This is a genomic window from Bacteroides cellulosilyticus, assembly GCF_020091405.1.
In the GTDB taxonomy this organism is placed as follows: Bacteria; Bacteroidota; Bacteroidia; order Bacteroidales; family Bacteroidaceae; genus Bacteroides.
This window is the reverse complement of sequence record NZ_CP081903.1, coordinates 4,978,530-5,002,976: the sequence shown is the minus strand read 5'-3', so window position 1 is coordinate 5,002,976 and position 24,447 is coordinate 4,978,530. Positions and strand designations below refer to the sequence as shown.

General features: G+C 40.1%; 17 protein-coding genes, 2 tRNA genes and 1 pseudogene. 2 read left to right on the top strand and 18 right to left on the bottom strand.

Annotated elements, in window-relative coordinates; translation table 11 throughout:
* Positions 1-15: 15 nt before the first annotated feature.
* The 7 genes and pseudogenes from K6V21_RS18885 to K6V21_RS18860 form a co-directional block, all read right to left on the bottom strand.
* Positions 16-237, bottom strand: a complete 222-nt coding sequence (locus tag K6V21_RS18885) for a hypothetical protein (RefSeq protein ID WP_254882866.1) — start codon at positions 235-237, stop codon at positions 16-18.
* Positions 238-418: 181 nt separating this feature from the next.
* Positions 419-610 (bottom strand): annotated as a pseudogene (locus K6V21_RS26785) (transposase family protein); the annotation flags it as partial.
* Between the two features lie 85 nt (positions 611-695).
* A tRNA-Arg gene (locus tag K6V21_RS18880) sits at positions 696-769 on the bottom strand.
* A gap of 17 nt (positions 770-786) precedes the next feature.
* Positions 787-860: transfer RNA gene (locus tag K6V21_RS18875), tRNA-Arg, on the bottom strand.
* Between the two features lie 75 nt (positions 861-935).
* Positions 936-3,227 carry a patatin-like phospholipase family protein gene (locus K6V21_RS18870; RefSeq protein ID WP_217713112.1) on the bottom strand — a complete coding sequence of 764 codons (2,292 nt, stop codon included), beginning with the start codon at positions 3,225-3,227 and terminating at the stop codon, positions 936-938.
* A 187-nt stretch (positions 3,228-3,414) separates the two neighbouring features.
* Positions 3,415-5,460: a molecular chaperone HtpG gene (htpG, locus tag K6V21_RS18865; RefSeq protein WP_224319532.1), complete on the bottom strand. Its 2,046-nt coding sequence runs from the start codon at positions 5,458-5,460 to the stop codon at positions 3,415-3,417.
* A 125-nt stretch (positions 5,461-5,585) separates the two neighbouring features.
* Positions 5,586-8,108, bottom strand: coding sequence for an ATP-dependent Clp protease ATP-binding subunit (locus K6V21_RS18860; RefSeq protein WP_224319531.1), 2,523 nt, complete (start codon positions 8,106-8,108; stop codon positions 5,586-5,588).
* A gap of 333 nt (positions 8,109-8,441) precedes the next feature.
* On the opposite strand from K6V21_RS18860, the gene gyrA reads away from it, so the two are divergent.
* Both gyrA and K6V21_RS18850 read left to right on the top strand, forming a co-directional pair.
* A complete protein-coding gene (gene gyrA / locus K6V21_RS18855; protein WP_217713115.1) occupies positions 8,442-11,009 on the top strand; it encodes a DNA gyrase subunit A in 2,568 nt (855 codons plus the stop codon).
* Entirely contained in the window at positions 10,993-12,252 is a 1,260-nt protein-coding gene (locus K6V21_RS18850; RefSeq protein WP_007214239.1) for a tetratricopeptide repeat protein, read from the top strand. The genes gyrA and K6V21_RS18850 overlap by 17 nt, the downstream gene beginning before the upstream one ends.
* Positions 12,253-12,559: 307 nt before the next feature.
* Here the strand turns inward: K6V21_RS18850 and K6V21_RS18845 are convergent, their stop codons facing one another.
* The 11 genes from K6V21_RS18845 to K6V21_RS18795 all read right to left on the bottom strand — a co-directional run bounded on the left by K6V21_RS18845 (position 12,560) and on the right by K6V21_RS18795 (position 24,442).
* A complete protein-coding gene (locus K6V21_RS18845; RefSeq protein ID WP_217713116.1) occupies positions 12,560-13,690 on the bottom strand; it encodes a universal stress protein in 1,131 nt (376 codons plus the stop codon).
* A gap of 83 nt (positions 13,691-13,773) precedes the next feature.
* Positions 13,774-14,046, bottom strand: coding sequence for a hypothetical protein (locus tag K6V21_RS18840; RefSeq protein ID WP_007218563.1), 273 nt, complete (start codon positions 14,044-14,046; stop codon positions 13,774-13,776).
* Positions 14,047-14,244: 198 nt separating this feature from the next.
* Positions 14,245-15,084, bottom strand: a complete 840-nt coding sequence (locus tag K6V21_RS18835; protein ID WP_224319530.1) for a tetratricopeptide repeat protein — start codon at positions 15,082-15,084, stop codon at positions 14,245-14,247.
* A gap of 12 nt (positions 15,085-15,096) precedes the next feature.
* Positions 15,097-16,941, bottom strand: a complete 1,845-nt coding sequence (locus K6V21_RS18830; RefSeq protein ID WP_224319529.1) for a BatD family protein — start codon at positions 16,939-16,941, stop codon at positions 15,097-15,099.
* A gap of 22 nt (positions 16,942-16,963) precedes the next feature.
* Positions 16,964-17,680: a tetratricopeptide repeat protein gene (locus K6V21_RS18825; protein ID WP_007214244.1), complete on the bottom strand. Its 717-nt coding sequence runs from the start codon at positions 17,678-17,680 to the stop codon at positions 16,964-16,966.
* The gene (locus tag K6V21_RS18820; protein WP_224319528.1) at positions 17,664-18,710 is read right to left on the bottom strand and encodes a VWA domain-containing protein; all 1,047 of its coding nucleotides are present in this window, start codon (positions 18,708-18,710) and stop codon (positions 17,664-17,666) included. Before K6V21_RS18820 ends, K6V21_RS18825 begins: the two co-directional genes overlap by 17 nt.
* A 42-nt stretch (positions 18,711-18,752) precedes the next feature.
* Positions 18,753-19,736 (bottom strand): vWA domain-containing protein, encoded by a 984-nt coding sequence (locus tag K6V21_RS18815; protein WP_007214246.1) that lies wholly within the window; start codon positions 19,734-19,736, stop codon positions 18,753-18,755.
* 58 nt (positions 19,737-19,794) lie between these two features.
* On the bottom strand, positions 19,795-20,874 hold the full coding sequence (locus tag K6V21_RS18810; protein ID WP_217713119.1) for a hypothetical protein: 1,080 nt from the start codon (positions 20,872-20,874) through the stop codon (positions 19,795-19,797).
* Positions 20,875-20,882: 8 nt separating this feature from the next.
* Positions 20,883-21,752: a DUF58 domain-containing protein gene (locus K6V21_RS18805; protein ID WP_007214248.1), complete on the bottom strand. Its 870-nt coding sequence runs from the start codon at positions 21,750-21,752 to the stop codon at positions 20,883-20,885.
* A 129-nt stretch (positions 21,753-21,881) separates the two neighbouring features.
* The gene (locus K6V21_RS18800; RefSeq protein WP_224319527.1) at positions 21,882-22,877 is read right to left on the bottom strand and encodes an AAA family ATPase; all 996 of its coding nucleotides are present in this window, start codon (positions 22,875-22,877) and stop codon (positions 21,882-21,884) included.
* A gap of 263 nt (positions 22,878-23,140) precedes the next feature.
* Positions 23,141-24,442 (bottom strand): HU family DNA-binding protein, encoded by a 1,302-nt coding sequence (locus K6V21_RS18795; RefSeq protein WP_224319526.1) that lies wholly within the window; start codon positions 24,440-24,442, stop codon positions 23,141-23,143.
* Between the last annotated feature and the right edge of the window lie 5 nt (positions 24,443-24,447).

Here is a 24,447-nt window from a genome sequence, read left to right as displayed (position 1 = left end):
TTGACAAGTACATGTTTAGCCCTTCCAGCAGCTGCTTACGGGTATCGCCATTCGCATCATGGTCGGCGAAAGATCTAAAGTGACCTCTTTGACTGTCTTGCGCTTGGAGACATGAATCATTTCAAGCACCTTTATGACGTCTTCAGACTTCGTGCCACGTATCATGGCCACAAGCGTACCTTTGCCACCACGTCCCGCACGGTTAGTGACAACAGTATATAATTCTCCGCAGCTCAAAGAAGTCTCGTCAATACAAAGGCTAGGACCTATGTTCTGTTTGAACAGGACATATTCTGTGGCATGATCTAACTGGTCCCACTGTCTGTATGCGCTGATAAACTCCTTGTACTGTGAAGTTAACTGTTTCCCCTTTACCCCATAAGCATCTGCAATGGAGCTTATGCTAGCCGCAGTAGTTTCAATCTTCTTCTTTTAAAAAAGCAACGAACTCAGGAGTGAGTTTCGTCCCTTCGACCGTAAGATCATCGTAGGTATAGGAAAACGTTTCCCCGGTAGCTTTGTCATACCAGCGACGACGTCTTACGTGGAGATAAACAGGTTTGCCACGCAGAGGAAAGTCCTGAATCACTTTCTCATCAGTAAAACCATATATCGTTTTCGGACTGACCCGATATAACTGTTACCCTACGATGTAAACAAAAAACCTCTGCAAATTACTTTGCAGAGGTTTTTCGTGATCGCGACAGGATTCAAACCTGTAACCGGCTGATCCGTAGTCAGCTACTCTATTCAGTTGAGCTACGCGACCTTGTTGTTAAAAAGATGTGACCGCGACAGGATTCAAACCTGTAACCGGCTGATCCGTAGTCAGCTACTCTATTCAGTTGAGCTACGCGGCCTTTTTGTTTAACGGGTGCAAAGATACGGACTTTTTCCGAAACTGCAAGTATTCTACAAACTTTTTTTGAAGAAAATTATTCGATGAAACGGTAATTAAACAGTTGCCAGCCGATACTCAGCCCCACATTCCACTCCCTTCTCGGTGAGCTATAATGATTTACATAAGCAGAGATCGCTCCAAAAGGTAATTGGCAAATAACAGAAATTTCTCCCATATATTCTACCTTTGAGAAAGCTTTTCCATAAAATGCTTTGTTTTGCGTATTCTTCTCGATAGGAAAAATAGGCATAAATCCATAAAATTCTCCTCTCAGATGAAACATATCATTGAAAATAAACATAGGCTTGATACCGGCAGCCAAAAACTGATTGGCACGGAAAGCCTCATTATACATCAACTTACTATGCGGAGTCGGTGAAAACTCTGCAGCCTGCATCATTGTTGCCGTAAAATTCTCCGAGAAGTTCCTTGATGAATACAACGCTTCCGCCATCCACCCCAAAACAAATTTAGGCGCCATACTATGATATGCTTCTTTCATATAAGAAATCTGTAACCATGATTGCCGTTCCTGTGTAACAGGCTGTTCTGCCGGATTTCCAGGCTTATATCTTTCTTTTCCCGTAAAAATCTGAGCTATTAATTTCTCGTTATATCCTTTTGTAGCGTATTGACGAGAATTCAGTGTACTTCCATAAAAACTAATAGAACCGCCTATAAGCCTGTATAAACTCCTGTCCGAACGGTCTTCTTCAAAGTTTATCACACTGGATTGAAAATAGTTATCTTGCAATTTTCCAATACCAAAGCCAAATTCAGCCCGTTTATTCGCTAAGAATGGTAAAGCGATAATCAACTTCAAAAATCGTTCATCCTTTGAATTAAAGGAAGGTTTATCGTTTTTAGAGAACAGTTTCTCTTTCTTGTAATAATCAAAAGTACTAATAGACGCAATAAGCCGATATGAAGTAGGAATATGAGTAGGCAAATCTATACGCGCCATCAGTTGGGCATTATTATAAACTTTACCCAATTGGCCATCAAACGTAAACTCTTTGGCATAATAATTTAAGTTCTGATAGCCCAGTCCCAGATATATCTGATTGGAACTCGTCGTAGATACACTACCACCCAAGCGGACAGAGAAATTATCCTCCATCTTTACTTTCAGATGCAAATCGTACATATCGGTTTCCTCATTAAATACCGCCTTCGGAATGATTTCCGATATCATGTTATCCGCAAGTAAACGGAAATATCCACGCTTCAAATCTTCGTAGGTAAATGGTTCATCTTCTTCATCGTGAAATTCCTTCTGAATATAAGCCTGTTGCTGGGGGTTAGCTCCATCAATATAAATTTTCTGGAAATAGAGCTGCGGCAGATTACTGCGATAAACCAGACGGCGTAAACGCACATTATCTGCATTCACCCTACGATGAATACGCCCCTTTATAGAATCCATCAGGCTAAGAGTGCGATTGTAACCTATATCATGGAGTTCCTGAAGACGGTCAAAATCAAGTAAGTTCACATCATCATACTTGAATGTCATGAGGATACCGACAGAATCCGGAATAGAATAGTCCGTCTTCTGCATCACCATGTTCTCAATCTGACTCATAAGGTCATTTTCTTTAGGCTTGGATGGATTAGCGGCCACCACACTACCAATAATAATATCCGGATGAAAATCATCCCGCATTACATCCGTTGGAAAGTTATTGTAAATACCACCATCATAAGCCAGCACGCTATCTATCTCAATAGGCTTAAAAACAAACGGAAAACTCATGGAAGCACGGACAGCATCTCCCAGGTCACCTTTCCCTAACACTATTTGCCGTTTATTGTATACATCAGAAGCAATACAGCGGAAAGGAACAAACAGCCTATCAAAATCACCGTCACAAGCAGCCGTAGCACGGGCAAACAGCTCCACAAATACCAAATTCATCTGGATGGGGTTAACCATACTGGTTGGCAATTGCGGTTTGACATTCAAGGAGTCCTTAAAATCAAAGCGGATATTAAAAAATTCCGGCGTGGGGATACTTTTCTTAAAATAATAGGCGTATTTAGGCTCTACTTTTCCAGAATACCAGCGTTTAAAGTCTTCTGAACGCAGCAAAGTCTCCATATCATCGGGAGAGTATCCCATGGCATACAACGAACCGATAATGGCTCCCATGGATGTACCGGTAATATAATCGATAGGGATATTGTTTTCTTCCAAAGCCCGAATGATGCCGATATGCGTCATACCTTTCGCACCACCACCACTCAATACAAGTCCAACTTTTTGGGCATGCAACATGGGCAGCAACAAGAAACAAAACGATAAAAGCAAAAGAATTCTTTTCATACTTCAAAGTTCCGAGCTGAAAAATATATTATTATTAAAGCTCAAATATATGCAATTGTTTCGAAATTGAACGTATCCAACGCTAAAAAACAAGCGTTCCCACACAAAATATACGAAAAAAGGAGCATTACAACTCTTATAAAAGTTGCAATGCTCCCGGCATATAGATTGTGAATAAAGGGCGTATTTAGATTAGCTCGATGCTTCTCTTCACAAAGTTATTCAAAGCTTCACCTTTCAGCATGCCATTTTGCAGCAATGCCAGGTCAATCAATTGGCGGACAACTTTATTTTTAGCTGCATATCCAGCGAATACTTCGTCCTTCTTTGTTTTCAGTTCTTCCCACTTCTGATCCAATCCGTTCACTTCGTCCTTTTCAGCAGTAGAAATTTCTTCGTCTTTCTTACCTTTTTGTTTATCCTTCAGCTCATTACGACGTTTGTCTACGTCATTCATTTCTTGTTGAATAGGAGCTACAACAGAGTCGCATTCTTTTTCTTCGTCTGCAAGAACTTCTTTCACCAATTTATGATCTGAATTCAGCACCAGGTTGAACATATCGGGCATTTCTCCATAGAAACTCATACCCGCCTGAATATTAGCCATTTCTTTCATACGGCGCATATATTCGCTTTGAGTAATCATCACAGGAGAAGAGTTTTCACCCAAAGCCTGCGCTGTGATATTAAACTCAACCTTTTCCAGCTTAGGCAACTGGCTCTTGAACACAGCAGAAAGAGCTTCTTGTTTGCCTGTTTCCAGAGTTTCACCTTTCTTATCTTCTTTGATAATCAGATTATCGATAACATCACTATCTACACGGGTAAAGCGAGATTTCTCAAACTTTTGCTCCAACATGCTTACTACAGCAATGTCCAGTTGACCATCCATCAGCAATACATTGTATCCCTTATTCTTAGCAGCCTCAATATAGCTGAATTGCTCATCTTTATGATTAGCATACAGATAGATCAAATTGCCATCTTTATCAGTTTGATTATCTTTGATCAGCTTCTGATACTCTTCAAATGTATAGCATTTACCATCCGTATCGGTGAAAAGGGAAAAATCTTTTACTCTGTCATAGAAGTCTTCCTGGGTAAGCATTCCATAATTGATGAAAATCTTCAGGTCATTCCACTTTTCCTCGAACTGTTTGCGATCATTTTTAAAGATAGATTGCAGACGATCAGATACTTTCTTTGTGATATATGTCGAAATCTTCTTCACGTTAGAGTCGCTCTGCAGATAAGAACGGGATACATTCAACGGAATATCCGGAGAATCGAGCACACCATGCAACAGTGTCAGAAAGTCAGGTACGATACCTTCTACTGAATCCGTAACGTATACCTGGTTGCTATAAAGCTGTATCTTATTCTTATTCAGTTCGATATTGCTCTTTACTTTCGGGAAGTAGAGGATACCTGTCAGATGGAACGGATAATCTACGTTTAGATGTATCCAGAACAAAGGTTCATCAGACATTGGATACAGGTCACGATAGAACTTCTTATAATCTTCATCCTTCAGTTCGCTGGGTTTCAATGTCCACAACGGATTGCTGTCATTGATGATGTTATCTTCGTCTGTTTCAACCTGTTTTCCATCTTTCCAGTCTTTCTTCTTACCAAAAGCAATAGGTATGGGAAGGAAACTACAATATTTCTTTAGCAGAGAAGAAATACGGGCCTCTTCCAGGAATTCTTTACTTTCATCGTCAATATAAAGTACTATATCTGTACCACGGTCAGCTTTATCAATGTTCTCAATGGTGAACTCCGGACTGCCATCGCAACTCCATTTCACTGCTTGAGCACCTTCTTTATGGGATTTCGTGATAATTTCCACTTTCTTAGCCACCATGAAAGCTGAATAAAAGCCTAAACCGAAGTGACCGATAATTGCATTAGCATCATTCTTATACTTCTCCAGGAAATCGTTGGCACCTGAAAAAGCAATTTGGTTGATATATTTGTCGATTTCTTCGGCTGTCAAACCAATACCACGGTCTGAAACAGTAATTGTATCTTTTCCTAAAGACACATGTACGGTCAAATCGCCAACCTCACCTTTAAACTCGCCAATAGAGGCTAAGGTTTTCAACTTCTGCGTAGCATCTACGGCATTAGAAACTAACTCGCGGAGAAAAATTTCATGATCGCTATACAAGAACTTTTTGATAACGGGGAAAATGTTTTCGGTTGTTACCCCAATATTTCCTTTTTGCATACTACTTATGATTTATATTTTTAAGTTTATATATTTAATCGTTTGGCAAGTGTAATGCAAAAAAAATGCCAGCCCATAAGGACTGACATTTTGACTGTTTATCATCTTCTAAGAAGACTTCATTTTCATGCTTTCTTGATGTCCAGTTCTCCTTTTCCTTCGTTCAAAGAGACAGAAATCGTATCACCTGTCTGCAATTCGGAAGAAATAATCAATTCCGAAAGTCCATCTTCCAGATAAGTCTGGATGGCACGCTTCAAAGGACGGGCACCAAACTGCACATCATATCCTTTAGATGCCATGAACGTCTTGGCTTTAGCATCAATAACAAGCTTATATCCAAGAGATTCCATGCGCTCATACAAGCCTTTCAACTCGATATCGATAATCTTTTCGATAGCATCCAGCGAAAGCTGGTCGAAAGTAATAATCTCGTCGACACGGTTCAGAAACTCAGGGGCAAACGACTTATTCAAAGCCTTTTGTATCACGCCACGTGAATATTCTTTATCATCCGTACGATTCTGGGCAGCAAAACCTACACCACGACCGAAGTCTTTCAATTGACGTGTACCGATATTTGAAGTCATGATAACCACTGTATTCTTGAAGTCTACAGTTCTGCCATAACTGTCAGTCAGACGACCTTCATCCATCAGTTGTAACAAGATGTTGAATACATCCGGGTGGGCTTTCTCAATCTCGTCCAACAATACGATAGAGTAAGGTTTACGACGCACTTTCTCTGTCAACTGTCCGCCTTCTTCATATCCTACATATCCCGGAGGTGCACCAACAAGGCGAGAAACGGTAAACTTCTCCATATATTCACTCATATCCACACGTATCAGCGCATCGGCAGAACCAAACATATATTTCGCCAACTGTTTCGCCAAGTGAGTTTTACCTACACCCGTAGGCCCCAGGAACAAGAATGTTCCGATAGGACGGTTAGGATCTTTCAATCCTACACGACTACGCAGAATAGCTTTCGTCACCTTTTCAATAGCCGGGTCCTGAGCTATGACTTTAGCTTGCAGCTCTTCTTTCATACCCGCCAACTTGATGCCTTCAGCCTGCGCCATACGCTGTACAGGCACACCGGACATCATAGAAACCACATTCGCAATTTCTTCCTCACCAACTATCTGACGGTCATCTTTTAAGCGAGCTTCCCATTCAGCCTTCATCTCTTCCAAACGAACAGAAAACTCTTTCTCATGATCACGGAAACTGGCAGCAAGTTCGAAATTCTGCGATTTCACCGCATCCGCCTTTTGTTGACGGGCTTCTTCGATCAGTTTCTCCTGTTCTTCAATCTCTTTTGGAACAGTAATGTTTGTCAGATGGACGCGCGAACCGGCTTCGTCCAAAGCATCAATAGCCTTATCCGGGAAATTACGGTCAGTAATGTAGCGGTCTGTCAACTTGACACATGCTTCCAGCGCTTCATCCGTATAAGTCACATTATGATGGTCTTCGTACTTCTCTTTGATATTCTTCAATATCTGGAGCGTTTCCTCGGCAGTGGTCGGTTCAACAATCACTTTCTGGAAACGGCGTTCCAAAGCACCGTCTTTTTCTATATTCTTCCGGTATTCATCAAGGGTAGTGGCGCCTATACATTGTATTTCACCACGTGCTAATGCAGGTTTCAGCATATTGGCAGCATCCATAGAACCGGCAGCTGCTCCGGCCCCCACAATCGTGTGAATCTCGTCAATAAACAGAATTACGTTCGGATTCTTCTGTAACTCATTAATGATAGAACGAATACGTTCCTCAAACTGGCCGCGATACTTGGTTCCAGCTACTACAGAAGCCATATCAAGCATTACCACACGTTTATCAAACAAAATACGGGATACTTTCTTCTGAACAATACGTAATGCTAATCCCTCTACGATAGCTGATTTACCTACACCAGGTTCACCTATCAATACCGGATTATTCTTCTTACGACGGCTCAATATCTGAGCCAACCGCTCGATTTCACGTTCACGACCTACCACAGGATCCAGCCTACCTTCTTCCGCAGCCCGGGTCATATCCATACCAAAGTTATCCAATACCGGAGTATCATTGGATGGTTTCTTAGACGCTGTTTGCGTAGAAGACTGTGAACTACCACTTTGAGAAGAACGTGAAGACATGTTCATTTCATCTTCTTCCTCGTCATCATCTTCCGTAAATCCCATACCTGCGTTAGGGCTGGCTTTCATAGAAAGCTGTTCGAACACTGACTTATAATCTATATTATTTTCTTCCAATACCGTAGCGGCCAAATTATTACCGTCTTTCAAGATAGCCAGCAATACATGTTCAGTATCAGCAGTGGCACTCTTCAGCAGACGAGCCTCGAGTATACACATTTTCAATATCTTAGCTGCCATAGGAGACAATGGAATGTCTGCATCGGGCAACAAGTTATCATCTTCAATCTCTTTTAAAAAACCTTCCAGACGTTTCTTAACTCTGTTTAGGTCTATATCCAGTTTCTGCAATATTTCTATAGCTTTCCCTCCGCCGTCTCGCAACATGCCGAGTAGAAGATGCTCCGGACCGATATATCTATTCTTCAGCCGGTTAGCTTCTTCCTTGCTGTAAGTGATAATGTCAGAAACTCTTTGTGAAAACTGATTATTCATACTTAATATTCTCCTTCCTTATTCTAAGGTGTTACTTAATACAAAGATACGCATTTATAATTTCCAGTACGTATTCTATCGTTTTATTTATTATTTATATACAAAACCCGTGCCACAGTTTAATATCCGTTCACCAGTATCATACTAAAGTACTTTCATTCTTGGGAAAAAGCTCCTTATTAATACCTTATTTATATATTATAAGAACAAAGTAGGTGAGAGAATGGTTCTGAAATAAAGTTTATGGGCGAAAACTTTTGTATATCGTAAAAAAGCAGTACTTTAGCGTGGTTTTTCATGAACCAAAGTATGTATAATTAATAATCTTTTTAAATGCTTGAACAAGACAGAATTATAAAGATTAACATCGAGGAGGAAATGAAGTCATCGTACATTGACTACTCCATGTCGGTCATCGTTTCGCGTGCCCTTCCGGATGTTAGAGATGGTTTTAAGCCTGTCCACCGTAGAATTCTCTTCGGAATGATGGGACTGGGAAATACGTCTGATAAACCTTATAAAAAATCAGCCAGAGTTGTAGGTGAAGTATTGGGTAAGTATCACCCGCATGGTGACTCTTCCGTTTACGGTGCATTAGTTCGTATGGCACAGCCTTGGGCAATGCGTTACATGGTGGTAGATGGCCAGGGTAACTATGGTTCGGTAGACGGCGATAGCGCAGCAGCTATGCGTTACACCGAGTGTCGCTTGCGCAAGATCGGTGAAGATATGATGCAAGACCTCGACAAAGAAACCGTTGATATGCAGAGCAACTTCGACGATTCTTTGCAGGAACCTACCGTTATGCCTACCCGTATCCCAAATCTTTTGGTAAACGGTGCATCTGGTATTGCTGTAGGTATGGCAACCAATATGCCGACCCACAACCTTTCAGAGGTTATTGATGCTTGCATTGCATACATCGAGAACAACGATATTGAGATAGAGGAGTTGATGAACTATGTGAAAGCTCCTGATTTCCCAACAGGAGGATATATATATGGTATGAGTGGCGTACGCGAGGCATATCTTACCGGTCGCGGTCGCGTTATCATGCGTGCAAGAGCAGAAATTGAAACCAGTTCTACACATGACAAAATTGTCATCACGGAAATCCCGTATGGTGTCAATAAGGCGGAACTGATCAAGAATATCGCAGATTTAGCCAATGATAAGAAGATAGAAGGTATCTCTAATGCCAATGACGAGTCTGACCGTGAAGGTATGCGTATCGTGATTGATATCAAACGTGATGCCAACGCCAGCGTAGTCTTGAATAAGCTCTATAAAATGACGTTGTTACAGACTTCTTTTAGTGTGAACAACGTAGCATTGGTACACGGACGTCCCCGTTTGCTGAATCTGAAAGACATGATTAAGTACTTCGTAGAACATCGCCATGAGGTGGTTATCCGTCGTACTCAATATGACTTACGTAAGGCTAAAGAACGCGCTCATATATTGGAAGGCTTAATCATAGCATCAGATAATATCGATGAAGTAATCCGTATCATCCGTGCCGCAAAGACACCTAATGATGCTATTGCCGGCTTGATAGAACGCTTCCAATTAACAGAAATTCAGTCTCGTGCCATCGTAGAAATGCGTCTGCGCCAATTGACCGGACTGATGCAAGATCAGCTCCACGCTGAATATGAAGAAGTAATGAAGCTGATTGCTTATTACGAAGAAATTCTGTCGAATGACGAACTTTGCCGCAAAGTTATTACTGATGAATTAATTGAAGTAAAAGCAAAATACGGAGATGAACGTCGTTCTGAGATTGTTTATTCATCCGAAGAATTCAATCCGGAGGATTTCTATGCAGATGACGAAATGATTATCACCATTTCTCATATGGGCTATATTAAACGTACTCCATTGAGTGAGTTCCGTGCTCAAAACCGTGGTGGAGTAGGCTCCAAGGGTACAGATACCCGCGATGCAGACTTCATTGAACACATATATCCGGCAACCATGCACAATACCATGATGTTCTTTACTCAAAAGGGTAAGTGTTATTGGCTTAAAGTATATGAAATCCCTGAAGGTACCAAGAATTCCAAGGGACGTGCTATTCAGAACCTGCTGAATATTGATTCTGATGATGCTGTAAATGCATATCTGCGTGTGAAGAACCTTTCTGACACAGACTTCATTAACAGTCATTATGTCTTATTCTGTACCAAGAATGGTGTTATTAAGAAGACATTACTTGAACAGTATTCCCGCCCTCGCCAGAATGGTGTAAACGCTATTACTATCCGTGAGGACGACCGCGTTATTGAAGTACGTATGACTAATGGTGACAATGAAATCATCATTGCCAACCGTAATGGACGTGCTATTCGCTTCCACGAAAGTGCTGTACGCGTTATGGGACGTACTGCAACCGGTGTACGTGGTATGACGCTTGACGAAGACGGACAAGATGAAGTCGTAGGAATGATTTGTATTAAAGATCTTGAAGCAGAAACCATTATGGTCGTTTCTGAACAAGGTTATGGTAAACGTTCTGATATCGAAGACTACCGTAAGACTAATCGTGGTGGCAAGGGTGTTAAGACGATGAATATCACCGATAAAACAGGTAAATTGGTAACAATCAAGTCTGTAACAGATGATAATGACCTGATGATTATCAATAAATCTGGTATCACCATTCGTCTGAAAGTTGCTGATGTCCGTATTATGGGTCGTGCTACCCAGGGTGTTCGTCTGATCAATCTTGAAAAGAGAAACGATGAGATCGGTTCAGTATGTAAAGTTACATCAGAAAGCATGGAAGATGAGATTCCTGTTGATGATGAAAATTCTCCGATTCCCACTATAAATGAGGTAGAAGGAGAGGAGGAAAACTATAACTCTGATAATAAAGTCAATAATGAAGATGAAGAATAGACATAATATTAATTTTAATTTTACAACTATCATGAAAAGAGTATTATTTTCAGTGATTTTATTGCTCGCTGCAGGCTTCACTTTCGCTCAAGAAAAGACTGTGAAAGAAGCTAAAAGCATTGCAAATGAAGTGAATCCGGACTTTAATAAGGCCGAGCAGCTCATCAATCAAGCCTTGACTAATCCTGAAACAAAGGATAATGCCGATACTTGGGATGTAGCAGGTTTTATTCAGAAAAGGATTAATGAAAAACAGATGGAAAATGCCTATTTAAGAAAACCTTATGATACTCTTAAGGTATATAATAGCGCATTGAATATGTGCAAATACTACCTTAAGTGCGATGAACTCGCACAGGTTCCAAATGAAAAGGGAAAAATCAAGAACAAGTACAGAAAACCCAATGCTGCTGCTATTGTAGCAGAACGCCCAAACTTGATCAATGGCGGTATTCAATATTATAACTTAGAGAAGAACAAAGAAGCATTAGATTTCTTTGGAACTTATATTGAAATTGCTCAGAATCCGATGTTTGAAAAGGAAAATTTCTTGCAGACAGATACACTCTTAGCTCAGATTGCTTATTATGCAAGCTTGGCAGCAGCAAAGATGGAGGATTATCCCAGTGTTCTGAAATATGCTCCTTATGCACAGAACGACAAAGAAGTAGGTCAGTATGCTATGGAGTTCATCTCTACAGCTTTAAAAGCACAAGGTGATACTGTTAAGTGGATTGCTTCATTGAAAGAAGGTTTGCAAAAATACCCTCAACATTCATTCTTCTTCGGTCATTTAATTGATTATTATAGCAATAACAATAAATACGATGAAGCTATGCAATTCGCTGATGAAATGTTAGCTAAAGACCCCAATAATACATTCTATCTGTACGTAAAAGGATATCTTTACCATAATATGAAGGATTATGATAAGGCTATTGAATACTACAAAAAGACAATTGAAGTAGATCCTACTTATGCAGAAGCTTATTCCAATTTAGGACTGATCTACTGTCTCCAAGCTCAAGACTTCTCAGAAAAAGCTACTACTGACGTTAATGATCCTAAATATAAAGAAGATCAGATTACTTTGAAAGCTTTCTATGAAAATGCAAAACCTTGCTATGAAAAAGCAAGAGAATTAAAACCTGACCAAAAGGATTTATGGTTGAATGGTCTTTACAGAGTATATTATAATTTAGATATGGGACCAGAATTTGAAGAAATTGAAAAGCTGATGTAAAGTATAAACTTAAAAAACAGCTGTCTCAAAATAGATTTTTTGAAGTGAACCCTAAAAGTTAGACAAAAAACTTTTAGGGTTTATTTTATATGATTAAGTACACATGCCGTATAAGTGAGGGCTGGGTACGTTTAACCTGCAATAAGGGCTATGCGTCACTCCGTCAATCCCAACACACCGGGGGCAGGGCAGGATCGCAAGATATGGGTAGCCCCAAGAAGTTGGCTTTAATTTTGCAACTAGTATTATATATTAAACATAATCATGATATTGATAATAATAATTCGAAATGCTTGCGCTATTTACTTTAGCTTGGGCGTCCATAAATAACTAACAACGGTGTATCAGAATGAAAAATCATCTTCCGAGCAATACCTGGATTAAATAAGCGAGAGAATATATTCCGTTTATAAGTAGTCAACGTAATTATATCAATATGATTAGTTTTTATGTAATTATCTAAGCTGTTCAAGAAATCATCATTCATCACAACATCATAATGAATTTCCAGGTCCGGATACTGCTTTTGAAAGTATTCCTTAATACCACCTAATTTAATTTCATTCCAAGTGTCCTTAACATCTGACAGATGAATCAAAGATACAGAGAAATGAAATGGCTTTAAAGCAGCAATCAAAGAATCAAATGCGATTAAATCCCGTTGATCAAAATTGGTGATAAATGCAATACGTTTAGCTTCTGCCAACTGTTTAAATGGAGTATTCTCGGGAATGGCTAAAACTGGTACACGGTTTCGCTCAATTACCTCAGCAGTTACACTACCAATTAAATCTATATCTTTCTGATTTTTACCACGAGTCCCCATAATAACAATACGTGGCCGATATTCCTTCGAATAACGAAGAATTTCCTCTTCTGGAATACCTTCACGCAACACACAATTATATTTTACATTCGGAAACTCTCCTGAAGCTACTTTTGCTTTTACCTTGTCAGATAAAGAGTTTAAGTCTGCATGAACTTTTTGTAATATGTTTTTTACATTTTCATCATCTGTAAGCTGATAATTAAAAACATCTCCATAAGGTAATGATGTGGTATAGATTGGTGTAAAGTAAACATGAAGCAGCACAACTTCCGCTCCCATATTCTGAGCAAAATTAAAACCAAACTCACATGCCTTCATTGAATAATTAGAAAAGTCTACAGGAATTAAGACCTTGTTACTCTCCTTTTCTACTTTGGGTGACTTCCCTCCCACTACCTCTTCAGAAAGCCAAGCCGAGCTCTCAGTTATCTTCAATGCACGCGGTAGATCGCTTTCTTTTATACGTAAGCGCACACCTGAAGACACTACAGGTTGTATTTGATTTACATTATGAATATAGGTTTCAATACCTTCATTCTCAAGCACATTCTTCAATATCTGAGCTTTTGCATAAGTCAGAATAGCTAAGGTTACTAACTTGTCTTCCATAATCAACAGTTTTTACTTTATAAACAAATAAGAAATCCCAATTGTTTGTCTATCAATTGGGATTCATTTATAACTTTCTTTTCTTAAGCTCGAACAGGCTCAGCACTGGCATTCATTTCATCTAGAATTTTTAGAGCTCTATCAAGGACGGTAGTATCATCCAACATAACCAAACCACCATCCGGACCAGGCTCTAAATGTATCCCAACACTCTTACCCTCTTTGAAATTGTGACCGCCAAAAAAGTTTCTAACTGTATCGACGTTCAATCCGAGCTCATCGGCTATTCTATGCATACTACCAGTAGGTAATGAATCTTTAATTCTGCGAAGTTCATTAAATGTTATTGTTCTCATATTTATAAATTTAATGGTTAATAACTCTGTGAGTTTCACTTATCACGCTATAAACTTAAGGAAAAAAAAAGATAAAACAAACTATTTCAGTGTCTTTTTTACAAAAATAAAGAAGCCTGTCAAAAGGAGATTTATATTTTTCCTTTCAACAGGCTTCTTTTTATTATTAACTATCTTATTATGAAAGAATTATATCTATCAGATAACTTCAACAGATGACGCAGGTACCCATCCTACTTTACCATCCTCTAAGCGGATTTCTTTCCATTCACGCATGGAGTTATCTTTAATTTCGACCTTCCGTCCCTCATGCAATATAAACAAACTGGTGCCACTTTCACTTGGAGTACTACGTACTGTTACACTTGGAGTTAGTACGATAGCATTGTTACGATTCAATAGCTCATTTTTCTGTTGAAAAGCAAAGACATTCGCTAATATAACTAACACCAGAAATACTATCCCTGCAATAAATCCTATTTTCTTCCACACGATTTGCTTGGAAAAGAAGAAGAAATAAAGAGATGCAAGCAACAAAAAGAAACAAACAACGCCTACCTTTGCCCAAGCATCCACACTCAAACAATTAATCAACGATTTCGTCCAGGATACAAAGAAAACCTCGGGTACGGGAATCACTTTATCAATTGTTTTTGCACGAGCAATCTCCAAATTAGCCCGAATATCAGCATTGCCTGGCTGTATTAAAAGTGCACGCTCATAATTTAAAATGGCTTTTGCTATATCACCAGCCTTATAGTAGCTATTTCCTAAGTTATAGTATACCTCAGCCGCTTCTCCTTCTTTCAGCAGAGCTTCATATATCTGAATAGCAGAGGCATAATCATTCTTCATATATGCGCTATCTCCTTCTGCTTTTGTCACACTATTCTCTTGCGCAGCAGCTGAAAATTCAGTGTGTGAACCTATTGTTACCGAATCATTCGCTTGTTGTAATGTATCCGATGCAGTCTGTCCAAAAGAGGTCAATGCCATTAACAGGCCAACAAAAGTAAAAAACAGTATTTTTTTCATCATATAGCCTCCTAATTAATGTTTAATCGAATTCTCCATTTTACTTATTACTGCTAATGAAGCCGAATAGACTTTATCCATAGCCTGGTTATCATCGCCAGGAGCAAAACGGGCAAACTCACAATCATTCAATGCAGCCAGGAATTCTTTAATCAAAGTATCCTCCACTCCATATTTACGAAGTTCCTCTTCAATATTATCTTTTGAAAGTCGAGAAACCGGAATATTCAATTTATCGCTTATATATCCCCAAAGAGCCTTCAATACTTCGTCATAGAAAACATCTTTTTTATTCTCAGCTAACAACTTACCAGCTAACTTCATACGTTTAACAGCAACCTTATTTGCCTTTTTCGTACGCATTTTCGCAACGTTAGCGTTAGCTGCTATCTGCTTACGGTAAATGATAAAGAAAATGATAAACGCAACACCAGGTACTAAATAGAGCAACCAGTACAACATAGAGTCAAAGAAGAAGTCTCCCTTTTGAGAAAGCGTTACATCATTTTGCTTGATGAAGCGAATATCCTCATTCAAGACTTTCAAATCCTCTTTATTCGTAAAGTTAGCAATAGTTTGCGCTGCATTTCCTTCACCTTTCTCTACATGCAATTCATACTCTTCGGTAGTCAATAACTTATAAGTACGGGATTTGATATCAAAATAGCTGAATTTCACCGCTGGTATTTTAAATGTTCCGGCATTGCGTGGAATAGCCAGATATTCAATAACCTTACTACCCGAAAGTCCTGCACTTGTCAGCCTGAATTTATTATCAACTTTAGGGTCATATACCTCGAAGTCATCTGGGAATTTCACCTCAGGATCACCTATTAACTTCAAATTGCCTGTACCGGAAATAACGAGTTTAATAGTTACAGCATCGTTTGTCTTTACATTAGTACTATTAATGGAAGAAGAAATGCTAAACTCTCCCACTCCACCGGAAAAATCAGCAGGTTTATCGCCTGGTAAGGGTTTTACATCTACAGTTAGTTTCGGTGTCATCAATGTCTTTTTGACTTCAATGTAGTTACTGCCACCATTAAAGAAAGCTTCAAACGGATCAGATACATGAGTAGCTTTAGCAATAGAAGCATCAAAACGTGCCGGATCAATAGTCAAATTACCAGACTGCTGCGGAAACAGCACAAATTGCCGGTAAACGGTAGTTTGATAATTCCGTCCCTTATAATGTTCCAAGCTCCATTTTCTATCACCCGGAAGTTCTACTTCTTGTGAATGAAATCCCTTAAAATCAGGAAGTTTAACATTGTCAAAACCGCGAAGGTCAACCAGAGTATAAATTTTATAAGTCAGCAAGAATGCTTCTTGTTCATACACATTGGTCTTACTAATAGTAGGCAAAATAAAGAGGTCCTGATTGGAAACAGAAGTTCCTGAAGAAGCACGGCTGGTATTACCCTGCTGGCTACTATTACCTCCGCCTGAAGAAGCTGCTCCAGCCTGATCCGCTGGTAAAACCTTGATTTGCACAGAATTAGAAACCATCTGATTACCATCAGCCGTAATAGTAGCTCCCGGAATTGTGAAACTACCTTCAGAAGTAGCCATCAGTATATAAGTGAAAGTAATACTGCTGGTTGAGGTCGATACCCCATTAACTATTTGCATACTACTTTGCTGAGAGCGACTGGGTCCCATCAGTACGTCAAATCCCTTAATAGAGGGAGCACGGAAATCTCTCACCTTCTGTGTAGTCACTGTATATGCCAGTCTGAACTGGTCACCCACCGCTACAGCATCAGGAGCTGACGCGGTAAATGACACCTTGTCATTAGCCAAAGCTTGCAGACTGACTACTACCAGTGCTATCCATAAGAAAATTAATTTTCTCATATATTATCGTATCTTTTATTATTTACCAATCTTTTTCCAAACGACCACCCTGGATAACTTGCTGTTTCTTCACCTTATCCTGTACATCTTTCTCATCCTGCATCACCGACTTCAAAAGTTGTTCAGCATTTTCCTTTGACATCTGATTTTCTTGTGGCTGAGGAGGTTGCTGCTGTTGATCCTGATTCTGCTGATCTTGTTGATTTTGGTCTTGTTTGTCTTTATCTTGTTCTTTTTCCTGCTCCTTTTTGTCCTGATTCTGATCTTGGTTTTGATCTTGATTCTGCTGATTCTGTTCCTGATCTTTCAGCATTTTCTGAGCCAAAGCCAAGTTATAACGCGTCTCGTTATCTTTCGGATTATTACGTAGCGACTCTTTGTATGCTTCCACAGCTTTGGCATAATCCTTACCGGAGTGGAATATTACTCCCATATTATGATAGATTTGAGCAAGATTACCCTTATCTTTCTCCATTTTAGTGGCAGCAACAAACTGTTCCATAGCCTCCTGCAACTTATTCTGTTGCATAAGCGTATTACCCAGATTATACATGGATATCGCTGACTTCGGATTCACATCAATAGCTTTCCGATAATTCACTTCAGCATTTACATACGTACTATCTTTATAAGCACGGTTTCCCTTACGAATATAGTCGCGTTCCGCTTTCTGTGCAGAAACTGAAATAGCCGTCAGTAGCAGCAAGATAATTCCGATAGTTCTATTTCTCATCATCATACCTTTCTTCCTTTTTAAACAGATGGATATTACGGAATAACGGGTTTTTACGTTCCAAAATCAGCATTTCAGCCAACAACAGTAACAATATAATCCATGCAACAGCCTGGAATTGTTCGTTGAACTCTGTATAAACCTGTGTTTCCACATCCGCTTTCGCCATTTTATTAATCTCTTGAGCAATTGCCTTTTGCGCAGCATTTGAATTGTCTACACGCACATAAATCCCATCTCCTGCCTGAGCTATTTCCTGACACATCTGCTCATTCAAGCGGGTTACAACCACATTTCCGTCACGGTCACGGCGGAAGTCATTGGTTCCTTCTACGGGAATAGGTGCACCATCAGGCATACCCACCCCCAGAACACTGACTTGAATACCTTTTTCTGCAGCAGCCTTGGCAGCCTCCACAGCTCCGCCTTCATGGTTTTCACCGTCAGTAATAACGATGACGGCACGCCCTACTCCTTCCTGGGGTGTAAAACTGCGGGTAGCCAGATTAATAGCTGCACCGATAGCCGTACCCTGCTTGGATATCAACGACGGATTAATAGATTCCAAAAACATCTTGGCAGAAATATAATCGCTTGTAATAGGCAACTGTGTAAAGGCATCACCGGCAAACACAATCATACCTACCTTATCATTCTCCATTTTGTCAACCAACTGTGCTACCAATCTCTTGGCTTTCTCTAGACGACTGGGTTGTACATCTTGTGCCAACATAGAGTTAGAAATATCCAAAGCAATCATTACCTCTACCCCCTGACGTTTCACAGTCTCCAGCTTAGAGCCAAACTGCGGACGTGCCAGCAATACGGCAAACAGTCCGATTGCAGCAAACACCAGCCAAAACTTCACATCCGGACGATATTTAGATACATCCGGCATCAACTGTGCCATTAGCACCGGATCGCCAAACTTGCGGATCGCTTTCCGTCTCCGATAATTGGAGTACAGGTAGAAAGCCACCAAGAAAGGCAACAGGAGCAACAGGTATAAATATGTAGGTTCTTCAAATCGAAACATCTTTCTATGTACAATTTAGTAATTTACAATTAATGCATTGTTTTAAGGTATCTTCTTCAAGATAGAATTACGAAGCAATACTTCAAGTAACACGCACAAGAACGCCGCCAAAGCAAACCAACGGTATTCTTCCTGGCGCTTGCTGTATTCCTTCACATTCAACTTGGTTTTCTCCAACTTATCGATCTCTTCATATACCTCTTTCAGCTTAGAATTACTGGTGGCACGGAAATAATTACCTTCTGTGGTAGCCGCAATCTGCGTCAGTGTCTTTTCATCAATCTCCACTGGCATATTGACATACTGCACAGTGTTACCCACCGGATAAGGATACGGAGCCATTCCGTTTGTACCTACACCAATTGTATAAACCCGGATACCAAAACTCTTAGCTATTTCTGCCGCAGTCAGCGGAGATATATCTCCTTTATTATTTGTACCATCCGTCAATAGAATGATTACTTTAGACTTCGCTTTACTATCTTTCAAGCGAGTAACTGCATTAGCAATACCCATACCGACTGCTGTTCCATCTTCAATAATACCACACTTAATGCCTTGAAACAGATTCAAAAGCACTGCATGATCCACCGTCAACGGACATTGCGTAAAACTTTCACCGGCAAATAAAGTTATACCGATATTATCATTGGGCCGACCATTGATAAACTCCGCAGCCACATCTTTAGCAGCTTCCAGACGATTCGGTTTCAAGTCCTCTGCCAGCATACTGGTAGATACGTCGATGGCCATCATAATATCTATACCTTCAATTTCACTGTTTTGCCAGCTATTAGTAGTTTGAGGACGCGCCAACACTACGATAATCAATGCCAAGGCAATAATCCGCAACATAAAAGGCACATGCAACAAATAGTTCTTATAACTCTTCGGCGTATGAGCATATACACGAGCATCCGAAATCTGAAGTGTAGCTTCATTATTCCTCCGCTTCATGATATACCATACTATATAAGGTATAAGCAACAGCAGCAAAAACAAATATTCAATATTGGCAAAAACCATTGTATTTACTATTTAACAATTTACAATTTAAGATTGGAGTTACCCTTAAATTCTGCTATCATGCAAAATAATTGTATAACTGCATTCCAATATAAACGAACGAACCAATCAAGGCAACCGACAATATTACGATGCCTATGCCCAACAATATTTTAGTACGCAATGAACGTTTCTCAATGATGGTAATTTCAGTGGGTTGCGGTTTTGCATTCTCCACTTCCTTCTCCTTGGTTTCATTGATAAATTCGATGGCATTGATCAGATTCGCATCATTTTCGTTCATCAACGGATTATGTTTAGCGAACTTCACCAAATCGGCAGTCTCAAAAAGAGAGCGTAAATCTGCAATAGCTTCTTTATCTTGCATTTCGAGCATTCTTTCTATAATCTCCGAAGAGGTCATTTCCAAAGCATTGAAACCAAAGCGCTCTTTAATATACGTACGCAAAGTCTCTGTCAATTCGGTATAATATTCCTTTGGTTGTCCCTTTTGCCATACTTTCTCACCCTTTATGCGCTCTATCTCTTTCATAGCCTGTTGATGCGGAGGTAACTTCGGTTCAACCTTTACCTTACGGATGATAGGTTTATTGTCACAGATACGCATGATCAGATAGATAAGTAATAATGCAATCGGAATAAGCAATATGCCACAGGTGATAATCCCATACCAGTCTTCCCACACAAAAGGAGGTTGCATTACTGTCTTCGGACCAAAAAACTGTTCCGGATTCTCAGGATCCAATGGCACATTCATCGAATATACCTTCAGTGCCAATGCCTTCGAACGATATGCCTTATTATCCACCAATACTTCCATCGGTGGCAGATAGTACAATGCCGAGTCGAATGATGTAACAGTATACTCCTGCGTAATCAACATTCGCTTATCATCATTTATATACTGCGTATCCGGCTTTGCAACATCTATAATCTCCACACCACTTACCAGTGTATCCATATAAACAGGGAAAATAGCCCGCTTATCGGCATCTAAGGCTACCTGAAGTTTAATCTTCGCCTGGTCACCGATATAAATTTGCAGAGAGTCAATGGTAGCATCCACTGTTACCGACTGAGCCACTGCCTTGCCAGTCAACATCCCCAATAGGGTTATCAGAAATAGATATCTTTTCATTTTTCCGATTAATTTCGTTTCGCAAACAAATTCATCAATGCTTTGACATAGTCCTGATCGGTGCGTACCGACACATTATCGACATTACTTTTAGTGAATGTTTCGTTCAGTTCCACCTGTTTATTCACCCACCAGTCGTGATGAGCACGACGAACAGCACGCGACGAAGTATCAATCCACTGCTCATGTCCGGTCTCAGCATCCTTTATCTTCATCAAACCGATAGCCGGCAGTTCCTCTACCCTGCGGTCATACACCTGGATAGCCACCATATCATGTTTCCGGTTGGCGATAGTCATTGCATTCTTAAAGTTCCCCTGATCAATGAAATCGGATAACAGGAAGGCTGTACAACGACGCTTCATTACGTTTGTCAGATATTCTAGTCCCAGCCGGATATCAGTCCTCCGACTCTCCGCTTTAAAGTCAATCAGTTCGCGAATAATATATAAGATATGCTTACGCCCTTTCTTAGGCGGAATGAATTTCTCTATCCGGTCAGAGAAAAAGATAACCCCGATTTTATCGTTGTTTTGTATAGCCGAAAAAGCCAATGTTGCAGCTATTTCCGTCACCATATCCTTTTTCATCTGCTTCACCGTACCGAATTCCAAACTACCGGAAACATCCACCAGCAACATAACGGTCAGCTCGCGCTCTTCTTCGAACACCTTCACGTAAGGCTTATTGAAGCGAGCGGTCACGTTCCAGTCAATGTCGCGTATGTCATCGCCAAACTGATATTCGCGCACCTCGGAAAATGCCATACCCCTACCCTTGAAGGCCGAATGATACTGACCGGCAAAGATATTGTTGGATAATCCGCGCGTCTTGATTTCAATCTGACGGACTTTTTTTAACAGTTCACTTGTTTCCATCTATATCGTTAAATAATTCCGTTAATAAATACCGGCAACGTTTTTTAAAAACGTTGGCAAGATTCTTTAAAAACGTTCACATCATTTATTAACAGGTCTCGGGAGACCTTTTTAAAAATGCTTACTTAATTAAGGTACTTCAACCTTATTCAGTATTTTGCTGATGATCTCGTCAGAAGTCAGGTTGCTGGCCTCTGCTTCGTAAGTCAATCCGATACGATGACGCAATACGTCATGAGCCACAGCACGAACATCTTCAGGAATCACATAACCACGACGTTTGATGAAAGCATAAGTACGGGCAGCCAGTGCCAGATTGATAGAGGCACGGGGAGAACCACCGAAACCAATCATATCTTTCAGTTCCTTCAGATCATATTTCTCCGGATAACGGGTAGCAAATACAATATCAACAATGTAGCGTTCAATCTTCTCATCCAGATATACCTGACGAACAACTTTACGTGCTTCAATAATCTCCTGAGCTTTCAGAATAGGCTTCACATCGAATTTATCGCCATTGATATTCTGGCGGATAATCAGTTTTTCTTCTTCCATCTTCGGATAGTCAATAACCACTTTCAGCATGAAACGGTCCACTTGGGCTTCAGGCAACGGATAAGTACCTTCCTGCTCAATAGGATTCTGTGTAGCAAGTACAAGGAAAGGTTCGGGTAGAGGAAAAGTTTCCTTACCGATAGTTACCTGGCGTTCCTGCATAGCTTCCAGCAAAGCACTCTGCACCTTGGCCGGAGCACGGTTAATTTCATCTGCCAGAACAAAATTGGCAAAAATAGGTCCTTTCTTTACTTGAAATGTTTCGTCTTTCTGACTGTAAACCATTGTACCGATAACGTCAGCAGGCAGCAAATCGGGAGTAAACTGTACACGACTGTATTGTGCATCGATCAGCGAGGCAAGCGTCTTAATCGCCAATGTCTTTGCCAAACCGGGCACACCTTCTAATAATACGTGTCCATCGGACAGCAAACCGATTAACAATGACTCTACCAGATGTTTTTGTCCTACGATGATCTGGTCCATACCAGCAGTAAGATTGGTAACAAAAGAACTTTGTCTTTCAATCCGCTCGTTCAGTTCGCGGATATCAATTGTTTCAGCCATAAATACTATTATTTTTATTGTTTAAATTCCATTGATTTCTCCAGTATGCTACTGGTAATTATTTTTTCGCTCCCAAAAGTACAGGAATAAATTAACCATACCAACTAATTTTTATTAAAAAACAATTAGATTAAACTACTTTCATAGAGTTTAGTAGTTAACAATAGTTTCTGAAAAGAATTTCAAATTCGCAGACAAGAATAAATAGCAAATCACCCCTGCAAGTGAAGTATTATCAACTTGCAGGGGTGCAATATTTTCTTTTATTTCTTTTCGAGCTCCGGTATCTTGATTACAGTACCATACGGCACATGATCGGGATTCTTTATAACACCCGAATTATACTTCACAATATAGGGCCACAGGGCCTTAGTTCCGTAAAAGCGAAGTGCAACCTTTGTCAGAGTTTCTCCTTCCTGGATAGTATAGGTAGCTTTCGTACCTACAATCTTATAATTTACAGAGTCTGGCTCAAAAGGAGTTGCAGCTGCTTTCTTTGTCTCTTTTTTAGGAGCAGTAGCAGGAGTCTCCTGTTTTGCAACCGGCTTCGGTTCTTCAACAACTTTAGGAGTAACAACTTCTGCCACAGTATCTTTCTTCGCAACCACAGTTGCGGTATCTTTCCGAACAATACTATCCGTCAGAGCGACCGGAGCGGCCGGCTTCTCCACCTTTTCATCAGCAACTTTCTCTGTTGGCGGTGGAGATATTCTGTCAAATAAATCCGGATAATACATAAAAGTAACAGCACCTACACATAATAATACAACAAGTACTACGATTCCAATGAAAAACTTCATCGTAGAACTATCTGCTTTATTCACAGGAGGTGATGGAGGTTCAGGAACTTCATAAGTAGGCACCAAATCTTCTTGATCCTTTTGTTCTGTCAGAGGTTCTTCTACACACTCATCCACCGGAGTAATTACCTCCGTTACAGGCTGTTTCACTTCTCCAGATAGAACGACAGGTGCCTCTACAAACTGTTCTGACTCTTCAATCTGAATGACGGGTTCCGTCTGATCAACCTGAATTTCTTTTTCTCGAACAGGTTGTTCTGTAGTTTCTATTACTTCTTCAACTACCTGAATATGTTCCTCAGCTACTACTACAGATTCTTCTTTAACAATTTCAGCAGTTTCCTCAATGACCTCAGTTGGCACTTCTACCACTTCCACAAACACCTCTTCTTTTTCCTCCTCTTCGGAATTATCCTCCACCGGTGCATCTTCTAACACGGTTTCATCATTCAATACCACAGTCTCAAAGTGAGAAAAAGGCTTGTTTATCAAGTCCTTCAAGGCAGGTTCCGGAGCAAATGAAACTTTTGTATGCCCCTGTATTTCAAATCGTTCTCCTGTATTTATATTTACGCTCTCACGGCTCTCTACATCAATCAGTTTAAATGTGCCCAAGCCTCTAATCTTTACATACTTATCATTCTCCAGCGATTCTTCAATCAACTGAAAAAACTCTTTCACAAAGCTCTCGGCATCCGCCTTATCCATGCCATGTTTTTCTGCGAGCAATTCTATTAAATTCTGTATATTCAGCTTCTCATTCATATTTA

Coding starts and splice junctions, on each gene's coding strand:
- K6V21_RS18870 (WP_217713112.1), bottom strand. CDS start 3,227: ATGAAAAGAATTCTTTTGCTTTTATCGTTTTGTTTCTTGTTGCTGCCC.
- htpG (WP_224319532.1), bottom strand. CDS start 5,460: ATGCAAAAAGGAAATATTGGGGTAACAACCGAAAACATTTTCCCCGTT.
- K6V21_RS18860 (WP_224319531.1), bottom strand. CDS start 8,108: ATGAATAATCAGTTTTCACAAAGAGTTTCTGACATTATCACTTACAGC.
- gyrA (WP_217713115.1), top strand. CDS start 8,442: ATGCTTGAACAAGACAGAATTATAAAGATTAACATCGAGGAGGAAATG.
- K6V21_RS18850 (WP_007214239.1), top strand. CDS start 10,993: ATGAAGATGAAGAATAGACATAATATTAATTTTAATTTTACAACTATC.
- K6V21_RS18845 (WP_217713116.1), bottom strand. CDS start 13,690: ATGGAAGACAAGTTAGTAACCTTAGCTATTCTGACTTATGCAAAAGCT.
- K6V21_RS18840 (WP_007218563.1), bottom strand. CDS start 14,046: ATGAGAACAATAACATTTAATGAACTTCGCAGAATTAAAGATTCATTA.
- K6V21_RS18835 (WP_224319530.1), bottom strand. CDS start 15,084: ATGATGAAAAAAATACTGTTTTTTACTTTTGTTGGCCTGTTAATGGCA.
- K6V21_RS18830 (WP_224319529.1), bottom strand. CDS start 16,941: ATGAGAAAATTAATTTTCTTATGGATAGCACTGGTAGTAGTCAGTCTG.
- K6V21_RS18825 (WP_007214244.1), bottom strand. CDS start 17,680: ATGATGATGAGAAATAGAACTATCGGAATTATCTTGCTGCTACTGACG.
- K6V21_RS18820 (WP_224319528.1), bottom strand. CDS start 18,710: ATGTTTCGATTTGAAGAACCTACATATTTATACCTGTTGCTCCTGTTG.
- K6V21_RS18815 (WP_007214246.1), bottom strand. CDS start 19,736: ATGGTTTTTGCCAATATTGAATATTTGTTTTTGCTGCTGTTGCTTATA.
- K6V21_RS18810 (WP_217713119.1), bottom strand. CDS start 20,874: ATGAAAAGATATCTATTTCTGATAACCCTATTGGGGATGTTGACTGGC.
- K6V21_RS18805 (WP_007214248.1), bottom strand. CDS start 21,752: ATGGAAACAAGTGAACTGTTAAAAAAAGTCCGTCAGATTGAAATCAAG.
- K6V21_RS18800 (WP_224319527.1), bottom strand. CDS start 22,877: ATGGCTGAAACAATTGATATCCGCGAACTGAACGAGCGGATTGAAAGA.
- K6V21_RS18795 (WP_224319526.1), bottom strand. CDS start 24,442: ATGAATGAGAAGCTGAATATACAGAATTTAATAGAATTGCTCGCAGAA.